The sequence below is a fragment of the Schaalia sp. lx-260 genome (assembly GCF_021083645.1).
GTDB lineage: Bacteria > Actinomycetota > Actinomycetes > Actinomycetales > Actinomycetaceae > Pauljensenia.
The window spans coordinates 89,472-100,095 of sequence record NZ_JAJNRQ010000005.1 but is presented as its reverse complement, the minus strand read 5'-3'; the positions used below and the strand labels follow the sequence as shown (position 1 = coordinate 100,095).

Sequence of the window (10,624 nt, the reverse complement as noted above, 5' to 3'; positions counted from 1 at the left end):
GGCAACGATGTAGTCGATTCACCCATCACCATTACACGCCCGGGAAAAAAAAGGGGAGTTAACGACCGAGTTTTGACCACCAACACACCACAAAAGTTCACTCCACACCAACAAGATTTGTCGTATAAACCCCACCCGACACCCCGAACCTAAGAACGGACCTTTCCGTGTCACTTCAACAAAAAACCCTGATCCCACCAACAGGATTTGTCCAACCTTAAACTCCAGTCAAACCAACCTAAAAAGGCACCTTTCAGCACCAACACAACAAAAAACAAGAACCCCACCAACAAGATCTGTCGTATAGGCCGTGATGGGGGCTTGTTGAGTGCTTATGTCGGCTATGCGTCAGTTTTTCCTTGTTTTGGGTTGCTTAGTTCTGTTGTAGTGGTGCTCAAGTAAGCCGTCCGGAATTTCTAACGTAAAATCCCGTGATTGTAACGAAATCACGGGATACGTGTGGAGCATACGGGATTCGAACCCGTGACCTCTTCCATGCCATGGAAGCGCGCTACCAACTGCGCCAATGCCCCGATCGGGAAAGTGTTGCATACTTTGACGCAACGACCTATTAAGGATAGCGGTCAACCTAGTGGCCTGACAAATCGGCACAGTATGCAGGGTGCCACATCTATTGAATCGAATGGTAAGGTGGGAGGCTGCTACTCCCATATAAAACCTCTATAGGGGTACAGGTGCAGGCTTATCCTACAGCCCGTCGCACCTCGCATATGCCCGGACTTTCCCCTTCGTAATACTCGCAGGAGGGATGAAAAGATTCCACATGTGATTTTTATATGTGCTCCACAGAAGCAGGTGTGTTTTTGTGGAGCACAGCAACACGACTTATTCATTGCTGAATATTTAGTTGCGTTTAGTGGAGTAGGCCGCTGCAGCTGCCGTCAAGCCAATATTGAGCAAAATCCTGATCGCCTTGACGAAGCCTCGGAAGAACATCAGCCGCGTGACCAGCACCTAACTCTGGATTGTATTTACGAATTGCCTCAAGTGAGGGAAAGCGCTCTAGTTGTGTCAGTGCTTCTTGCACAGCCTGATCGTTTCCAGCTCGTCCTGCTCGAACATATTCTGAAATCCAGGCACATTCCCAACGTAATGCTGCTTGCACTGCGATATCGCCACTTTCGGTGACCACGGTGACATCAGTGGATCCGTCCTGCGGGTTCATGCCTGCACTACGCATGAGTGAAGCGGTGTATGGATTGGAGTCGGGGGAACTGTACACTACAGATTCCCCTTCACTGCTCAAGATTTTGGCACCGTGCGCATAGGGAAGAAGATCCTCTATGCGAGTTGGTGCAACGGTGCTTGGATAAGGTTGGTCGCCAAACTCAGTGAGTTCATCTTGTGCAATGTCGCGTAATGTTTCAGGAATAAGCTGATTTTTCGCTAGGGGCGTTCCCGTAGTTGCTTGGGCGATGGGTTGAGCGGCAAATTTTGCTCCGAAAATCGCTAAAGTCAGCAGAATAACAGTGAAAAGTACCTTGTTTTTGAGTGTTTTCGTTTGCATCAGAATTGAATCCTTCCCCATACACTCCGATATCGCTCATATGGAGGAGCGCCACATGTGCCTTCCATTTTGAAAGACATGACAAAATCGCGGGGTCCGTATGAAGCCAGAGGGAACATTTTCCATGAATAAGCGACTGGTTTAAAGTAAGTTACAGCGAATTGGCTTCCATTTGCTCCTGGCCACCGTAGGGCGACCGCATCACCTCTAGCGCCTCCGCAGTAAGTATTAGTGACACTACCGTCGCTCCATCCGGTATTTCCTCCTTGATTTTCCCAAGACATTGGACCAACGTTATGATGTCGAACCTTTGTGAAAATAGTAAGTGATTTATAATATGTTGCGCTTGTATCTTCGCTGGCAGCATGTGAGATGCTTGGGGTGATGAGCATAAATAGTGTTATCAGCACTGAAGCAAGAAATATGTGCTTGTTCTTGGTAATGCTTATCGGTTGGTAATAATTGATGGATGTTTCCATGCCATCGCTCCTTTGTGATGGATGAGTAAAAAGAGATGACTTGATGCATGTATCAGTCATGATGAGTAGCGCGCAATCGGATATCCGACTTTTTGAGCATAAGACCAATACTTTGTAAAGTCAAGAGTTTGAAAAAAATTCGTGCCATTTTATGCTTACATGAGATTATGTCGGCACTGATGGAGATTGTGCAGTTCTGCTTACGTTCCTCTGTGATTCAAAAGATTATTTTATGCTGTTGTTCAATGAGGGAATTATGTGAAATAAAGTTTTAGTATAGGTAAATATTTCGTATATCTCACGATTTAAGACAGTAAAGGGATTTAATTAAAATCTCTTGATAAAGATTGTGTTGTCGCTTAATGTTTTGCTATCACAGTAATGATGCTGTGATGAATTTATCGTATGAGACGGAAGGAGAACTCACGATATTGATTAGTCACATCAGGCATGCTTCTTCTGTCGCACACATGAGTCACGGAAAAATTATGGGGAATTATAAGCAGCTTATATGGTGCGGGATTGTATTTCTTTCGACTATTGCGCTCACGGCTTGTGCTTCAGAAGTGCACCAAAGCAAGGAATCTGCTGAGCTCAGTGCTTTTAAGCCGGAAGCTGTTCAATCAGAAAGCGGCGAGGCGCAGGATTTTGTTTCCTATTGGGATAAAGCTGAACATCTACCTCCCGCTGCTTCTGATGAAGAATACGAGGAACTATTCGCAGAAGCTGTTGGAAAGTATGCTGACTGCATGGAGGGGCACGGCTGGCCTCGTCCTAGGTTGGATAATCCGCATACGCCCTTTAGTAGTCTTGCTGAGGACGTGCCTCCTGTTGGACAAGAAGCTGCGAAGTTTAAAGATGAGAAAGTATGTTTAGACTTGGCAGCACCGTGGCCGCAAAAACCAACGCTGACCACTGAGTATGTCAGTGCCCAATATGACAAACTGGTGAATTTTCGCCAGTGCATAACAGAGCATGGGGGTACTATTTCCGAACTTCCCAGTCGGGAAAAATACATTGCAGACATGATATCCGGTGATCTTTCGTGGTTTCCTATACCTGAATTGCTCAAGAGTGGTTTTTGGGCAGGGAAGCCCCAAAGCGAGATTTATAAAATTTGCCCGTGGTAACTATCTGAGGGCTGCCTCAATAATTGACTAAATGTGAAAGTCGCTGCTTTTCCCCCTATAAGTGACCGTTACGAGAGGATTATCAGCGTATGCGGGCTAAAGTTTCACCGGGTTTTTTGCTTCTGCTATTTGTGCTTGCGGCGTTATGTGCTGCTGTAGGGTGGGCTGCTCATGCCTTGCTGCTACCTTCCAAAAAAGTGGAACCTGCTGCCCAGTATGCTATCGGTCAGGTCGTGCAGGGTCATTTGGGACGTAATCTGAGTTTGGCGGCAAAAGCTGAATGGGTTGTCCAGTCATCTGTATCAGGTAAGTTTGCTGGTACGTTGACGTCGATTCCTACTGATCGTCAGGGGCGTATATCTGCAGGTGACGTGTTGTGTACGGTTGATTTGCGTCCTATTTTTGTCCTGCCGGGCCAAGTTCCTGCTTTTCGTGACATGGGAATGGGAGTTGAGGGTACGGATGTCGCTCAACTTCAGGCCTACTTATTTGAAGTGTATGGGCGGGATATGGTTCCTAATGGGAAGTTTGGTGACATCACTGAGGGTCTAGTAAAGAAATGGCAAAAGGATCATGACCTTGAAGTGACAGGTGTGATTCCTGTGGGGCAGGTTGTATTTATTCCATCTTTGCCTGTGAATATTGCCTGGGAAGATGGCGTGCATGTGGGTTCAGAAGTGCAATCGGGAACAAAACTGGTGAAAATTTTTGATTCAACACCGACTTTCATGATTCCTTTACCTGAGGGGCAGCTGCGTGCTACTCATGAGGGGCAAGAAGTGCTGTTGGAATATGAAGGGCACACGTGGCATGCGGTGATTGATACGATTATTGAGAATTCTGAAGAACACACATTGCTTGCGCAGCTTGCTCCTGTTTTAGGGCAGGACAGTATTTGTGCAGATACGTGTGAAAGTATTCCCGTTGCAGGGCTAAAAGGAATCTCAGCGAACGTTATATTAGTTCCTGAGGAAGAAGGCGCTCAAATTCCTCTTACTGCAATACGTGTTGACGCGCAGGGCAGGACTGTTGTTGTCGATGTGGCTGGTACACAATATCCGGTGTCGGTGCGGACCAGTGTGGGTGGACAAGCAATTGTTGATGGCATTGATGTGGGAATGAAAATACGCCTGTGGGGTGATCCTCAACAAAATGGAACACAGTTCAATCCGCAGAATGGACTTGGAGAGAAAGCCCAATCAGAGGATTTGAGTTCCCAATCTGAGAAATAACCACGGCATTTTTTTGGGGAGGCTCAGTGTGGAATACGCATACCCGCACAGCAGTGAAGAAGGTGTCGAATGGGATACAAGCTGTGAATCTGACGGTGGCAGTGAGAACTGCGAATGAGGAAAATAATCTTCCCTTCACTTGAGGAGCAGGTGCATGGGTGTCTGGATATTTATTCGTGAAGTACTGGTAGCATGTCGTTCCCAAGGATTAATCTCTGCTGTGGTGGCGATTATTTCAGCTGTGTCGGTGGGCGTGGTATTGGGAACGGCTGGAGTATCTGCTGCTGCGCAGTCCGCAGTTTTGTCCACTGTAGATCAGATAGGTACACGATCGGTGTCGGTGTATTCCACGCAAATGAATGGAGGCATACCAAGCCGTATCCTCGATTCATTAGAACGTGTAGACATTGTGGAAAGCGCAGTGGGTTTTAGTCAAACTGTAGATGTTGCCAATGTATCTTTCAATGGTGGTAAGCGTGCTGCATTGCGCTTGGTCTATGGGCAGCTTGGGCGTGAACTTATGGAACGCGCACACAACATTATGGGTATTGATTCACAAAATACTCAACTAGCAGATTCTTTGGTAGGTTTTGCCACTCAAGACGCTTATGATGTGCTTGCTTTGCCGCCTCAAGGTGGGGGTGCGCGTGTGGTTAATGACGGTATTGATGTTAATATCATCGGCAGCGTCGCTTTGCCTGAACACTTAGAAAAACTTACTCCCACTATTCTTGCTCCAATAGATCACGTTGATACTTTGTCGGTTATTTACCTGTCAACATATAGTCCTGACCAGGTTCCTTTGCTGACAGATCTTGTGCGTGGTGAACTGCGGGATCTCAGTAACGAAGAATATGCAATCGAAACATCTCAAGCCTATGTGGATTTGCGTGCTACCATTGATGGGAAACTCGCTGCATCGCACCGTATCCTCATTATCAGTGTTCTTGGTGCAGGAGCTGGAGCGACCATGCTTATGATCTGGGCGCTTGTTCTTTTGCGACGTAAAGACTTGGGGCGTCGTCGAGCGTTGGGAGCAAGTCGTCTAATGATTCTGGGGCTTATGTTGGGACAAGTTGGCCTTCTTACCAGTCTGGGGGCAGGCGTAGGAGCAATTGTCAGCATGATGGCAATGGCTTTCTTTGAACATCTGAGTCCGCCCATTGACTTTATGAGCGCAGTCATCATTTTGATAGCTGCCGCTAGCACGGTACTTTCTATTATTCCCGCGCTGTGGGCGGCTAATCGTGATCCGCTGTGTGAACTCCGTGTCCCATAGATTAATGAATCTGATTTTTAATAATCTTCATTAGGAAATCTTCTGAAAATTCGTAATATACCTTTTGAATCCTGAATATTTATTTAAGTTTTGGTGCAGGTTTGGAAATTTTGAATATCTACGCATTATTATGCGTGATACGTGTTGTGAAATATAATTTTCATTTGAGCTTAAATTAATAGTTATAAATATTGTTTATATTGAATTCTGTGCAATTAACACTAAAAACTAGAGCGCTCGTTAAATGGCTGAATAATGATATGTAACTCTTTATAGCGTGGCGTGCTGATATAAAAATATTGTGACCAATATGTAATTTATATATTGTTTATATTCATGACCTGTGATGATATTTATTTTATCTAAAAATTAAAGTGGAATATTAATTTTCCCGCTATTTATTGCGATAAATCTGATGTAGTGTGCAATTAAATCTTTTGCTAGATAAAAGGTTATAAATCTGAGGCATTTTACATTTTAAGGATCTGAGGTTTCATGTCTTTTAGATTTCATCAAGTGATAATAGTGGCTTTCGCTGCGAGTATTGGAGCGGCGGCCTTGTGCCCAGCTTCAAGTTATGCAGCAGACGAGGACCATGATCTTTTGTAACCACGACTGATTGGAGGAACAGATTTTACTCCTCCGAATCCGAATAATACGGCCCCCTATTTAATAAATTCTCCAGACTCTCCATATACGGCAGCTCAAGCATGGGATCAATGGAGGGGAAACTGTGACGGAATTATTGTCTCTGGTTCTCAAATTCCCGTCAAAGAAGAAGGATGGTCTGGATATATTGGCCTCCCTCCACGAGCACCACTTGGATGGGCAACTAAAGAATGTCTTATTACGGGTTCTGCAGCTCAGGTGCAATTTATGACCCGTGCTCTGGGAAAATTTGCTGTTGAACTCACAGGAAAAACACCAAGTCACGCAGATGGGACCGCAAACTTTGCCTTGTCATCTCTTACAGATACCGGTTATACAGCAGTTTTCTACGACAATGCGCTTGATGAGCATGGTAGGCTCACACGTCGTCCAACTGAAAAAGATCGAGGTTCTTTTTGGCTGCCAAGTAATGGAAAACCCCCTTTCATGGTACGACTCAAACAAGGTATGCCCTTCACAAAAGGACGCTACTACAAAGGCGTATTGAACTATGCGGTCAGTAGCTGCCAAGCACAATACCATCCACATGTTGCTCTGCGCGTTGAAAGCAGTGACGGTCGAATAGGGAAAACAACCAGATCGGTTGATCTGTGCTCATTAACTGCTATAAAAGAAATGCGGCCTATGGATGTAATGACCGAGCAAGAAATAACCGACTACAAGGTATCGAGAACGCTTCAGGCCAAACTGGGACGTGCTGAAATTGGTTTCCACACACGTGATATGCCCGAAGGAACCTACCATTTCGGAGTTTTGAACCACACTCTCACTGTTGCAGGTAACGATTCAGCATTTGATGATATCTACGTATACGACACAACTCCCTCTATCAAAAAAACTATGTCACCTGCTCTCATTCCTGTAGGTGGGCAAGCAGTTGTGACTCTGACAATCACAAATACAGCAGACATGGAAAGTAAAGAGGGAATATCAGTCATTGACATGCTTGCCTCGGGAATGAAAATTGTGCCCGAAAATCCTATTGAATCATCCAGTACCTGTCGCAATATTGCTGTCACAACAACAGGAACTCCAGATGCCGCGCTAGGTGAAACAACGATTTCTGAGAGTTCCCCACGTTTGACAGCTGATCTTGCTCAAGGAATGAAATCATGCACTATTGCTTTCAAAGTGCATATAACAACTACAGGCGATCATACGAACGGCGTTGATAACCTTGTGACACCTCTCGAAAAAGAAAAACATGAAAGTAGTAACGTGCGCGCATTTGCGCCGACTGATGAACCAGAGGTGGACAGAACAGAATATGCAACACCAAAGACCATTGATCCTTTCGTGAATTTTCAGCCCTCTGAGCACTTACCCGATGAACTGAAAACACATATTCCAGATGACCCACATTTTACTTTTGTGACCAAAGAAGGCCGACACTTAGGGAATACATTCGATGTCCCCGGGAAAGGAACTTTTGTTTACGATCCCCAGAAAAAGAAAATTATTTTCACCCCTGCTGAAGGCTATGTGACGATGGAGGACGGAGGAGCTGTCGCTCCTTATATGTATGAGGACTCGATGGGAGCTGAACTACGATCAACGGCTACAGTTACCGTAGGGAAATTACCTTTAATAGGTGTAGAAAATCAAAGTTCAGGTAAACAAGATGAAACACAAGAAAGTAAATCCTTAAATCCTGTGAATTTGCGACCAGGACAAAAACTCGACCCTAAAAAATCAGGTTTCAAGCAGGCTGATGGCTCATTTGCGCTCACTGTGCCAGCAAAGCGTCAGGATAAAGAAATAGGGACATATTTATTTGATCCGGTACGTGGGAAAGTCACTTTTATCCCTCATTATGACTTTACAGGTACACCAGAACCTGCCCGCGTGGTTTTCACAGATATGTTCGCTACAGAGGCAACTTCAATATATACGCCAACAGTTATAGGCACACAAGAAAAGCCTGCGGGCGAATCTGTAGCTGAGGAACAAAGAAAAGCAAACGAAAAAGCGACCCACACTACTAAAGAACGTGCCCATTCACATACTTATCTTGCTCAAACGGGTACGGGTATTCTCTTTTATCAGGTGAGTACAATCGCGTTGCTTATATGTGGTGGAGGACTTGTCTTTTTCACACAATGCCGCGGTAAAACCGCTCAATAAAACACTGAAACGCATCATGCCATGTTGAGGAAGAAAACTGCAGATCTTTTTCCTCCTCAACATGGCATGTAAGTACTCGCATGGCACGAAAGGTGATTTTCATATGCGTTCACAACTTTCAGGGGTGATATGCAAGGCCGAATGTGAGGAAATAGAAGGAAGTGCCCGAGGATCTGAGCTGTGTAATACCGCGTCAATCTCTTATCGAGTTGGGATACATACGTGAATAAATATCTGTGTACGAATAGTCGAAAATACCGCACCTATGGGGCAGGTGATAAAAGATGAGAGTTTTTCTCATCATAGGGGTGGGACAACTTCATGGTTCACAGTCTTATGAAGTCACACGATATAGTTTATGAACTTACTGCAAAAGTCTTTTATACAAACTATGGTGAAGGTAATCCGTGTTTGTGAATAAGTTCGAGGAGCCTTTATGCCCCGTGCTACTCGTGCCGATGGTGTACGTATCGCCGGTGTGGCACCATCGACTGTTTCCCTCATTGTGAATGCTCGTGGTCCTGAAGTAAAGGTCGCTCCAGCAACGATTGAACGGGTACAAGAAGCGGCCCGCCACCTCAACTACATTCCCAATGCTGCTACGAGTTCATTAAAAGTAGGAAGATCGCGGGCCATCGCCCTCAGTATGGCGCAATTGCCTCAAGATCCTTTCGTGCCTGCTGTATATACCGTACCGACCACAGCCATAATCGAAGCGGAAAAATGTGACTATTTGTTAATCCCTATTTTCCAGACTGGTGCAGAAGATGAAGACACTGATTTTATTCGCGCAGTCATCAGTGATATCCAGTTAGCCGGTGTTATTTGCGAAACAACGTCAGGGCCTCGCTCTGTTGGCTCTATTCTGAATAATTATTGCTGCAGAATCACCAAAAGAAACAGCGACCCATGAATTTGCTACTCATGTCAATCAGCAGGAAATAAATCAAAACTCTGAAGCTACTGTGGTGAATGTTTTACCTACTTCCCCGTGTGGCATCACTCAGCGCGATCACGCAGTTATGGAGAATAAAAACATGCAATGGACAACGCTTGCTCAATTTTCAGATCCTTTCCCCCTTTCCGCTTTCCCTCAGCCTCTGTACCGCATACCTGCTCTGACAGTGACCAATACGGGACGTATCCTTGTTGCCTACGATGTGCGTTCTGATTGGCGAGATTTACCTGCAGATTTTGATATCGCCTTGCGTACATCTGATGACCGCGGACAGACCTGGTCACCTGCACGTCCTTTACGTGCGCATACGCCAGGACACGGTTTTGGTGACGCCTCGCTTATATATGACCCGCATACAGATACTGTGATGTGCTGGTATGTAGGTTCACAAGGAAAATCGTACTTTACCGCAGAAAAAGGGGGAGAAGGCCTTGAACTATGGCTGGCCTCCTCAACAGATCACGGGAATACATGGAACCATCGGGATATGAGCTACCTACGTCCCGAATATGTTGCTGGCATGTTTTGCTCATCCGGAAACGGTGCAGTTGCTCCAGATGGCACGATTTTTCAAACTTTTGTTGCTCGTATAGACGGCGAAAACTATGCAATCTGCGCACATTCATCTGACCACGGGCAGACATGGCATATGGGAGAGCCGATTGGTCCTTGCTGTGATGAAAACAAAGTAGTGGTCACTCCCTCTGGGAAACTCCTCCTGCATGCGCGAGATACGCCCTATCGTCGTCAAGCTATTTCAGAGGATAACGGCCGCACATTTACTCAGCCTCATCCTGTTCCTGCGCTGATTGAACCTGGATGTAATGGGGGATTGATTTGCGTGGGAAATACGCTCATTGCATCCATATGTGCTGATAGTGGAGGGCGCGCACGCTTATCCTTACATCTTTCGGAAGACGAAGGTCAGACGTGGAGCCTTCCTATCCTCGTTGATTGCGGTGCGACGGCATATTCTGTAATGACAGCACTTGATTCAGATACATGCGCTATGGTGTGGGAAGCGGACAACTATCAGCGGATCGTATATGCCACATTTGATGTGAATGAACTGCGTGCTTTGTGCGCTTTTCCTGCCACCTCACATGAACAGCCGCTGAGCGTGCTCTCATGGGAACCTCGTAAAGGAACCCCAGGATATGCTCATCCACCCGCAGTAAATGCTAACTGAGTAGAAAGTGATTACCTGCGAATCCTGTACGTGAGT

The 10,624-nt window shown here is 45.7% G+C and carries 7 protein-coding genes and 1 tRNA gene; 6 read left to right on the top strand and 2 right to left on the bottom strand.

Annotated features, from left to right (window positions below; genetic code table 11):
• Positions 1–460 precede the first annotated feature (460 nt).
• Both LRP57_RS07330 and LRP57_RS07325 read right to left on the bottom strand, forming a co-directional pair.
• Positions 461–533 (bottom strand) — tRNA-Ala (locus LRP57_RS07330).
• A gap of 341 nt (positions 534–874) precedes the next feature.
• Complete coding sequence (locus tag LRP57_RS07325; RefSeq protein ID WP_231205884.1) at positions 875–1,528, bottom strand: hypothetical protein; 654 nt, start codon at positions 1,526–1,528, stop codon at positions 875–877.
• Between the two features lie 949 nt (positions 1,529–2,477).
• Between LRP57_RS07325 and LRP57_RS07320 the strand changes: the two genes are divergently transcribed.
• From LRP57_RS07320 to LRP57_RS07295, 6 genes are all read left to right on the top strand, one after another.
• Positions 2,478–3,137 (top strand): hypothetical protein, encoded by a 660-nt coding sequence (locus LRP57_RS07320; RefSeq protein ID WP_231205883.1) that lies wholly within the window; start codon positions 2,478–2,480, stop codon positions 3,135–3,137.
• Positions 3,138–3,226: 89 nt separating this feature from the next.
• Positions 3,227–4,369: a peptidoglycan-binding domain-containing protein gene (locus LRP57_RS07315; protein WP_231205882.1), complete on the top strand. Its 1,143-nt coding sequence runs from the start codon at positions 3,227–3,229 to the stop codon at positions 4,367–4,369.
• A 154-nt stretch (positions 4,370–4,523) separates the two neighbouring features.
• Complete coding sequence (locus LRP57_RS07310) at positions 4,524–5,648, top strand: ABC transporter permease (RefSeq protein ID WP_231205881.1); 1,125 nt, start codon at positions 4,524–4,526, stop codon at positions 5,646–5,648.
• Between the two features lie 876 nt (positions 5,649–6,524).
• Positions 6,525–8,441, top strand: coding sequence for a DUF7933 domain-containing protein (locus LRP57_RS07305; RefSeq protein WP_231205880.1), 1,917 nt, complete (start codon positions 6,525–6,527; stop codon positions 8,439–8,441).
• Positions 8,442–8,877: 436 nt separating this feature from the next.
• On the top strand, positions 8,878–9,354 hold the full coding sequence (locus LRP57_RS07300; protein ID WP_231205879.1) for a LacI family DNA-binding transcriptional regulator: 477 nt from the start codon (positions 8,878–8,880) through the stop codon (positions 9,352–9,354).
• Between the two features lie 124 nt (positions 9,355–9,478).
• Positions 9,479–10,588: a sialidase family protein gene (locus LRP57_RS07295; protein ID WP_231205878.1), complete on the top strand. Its 1,110-nt coding sequence runs from the start codon at positions 9,479–9,481 to the stop codon at positions 10,586–10,588.
• Positions 10,589–10,624 lie beyond the last annotated feature (36 nt).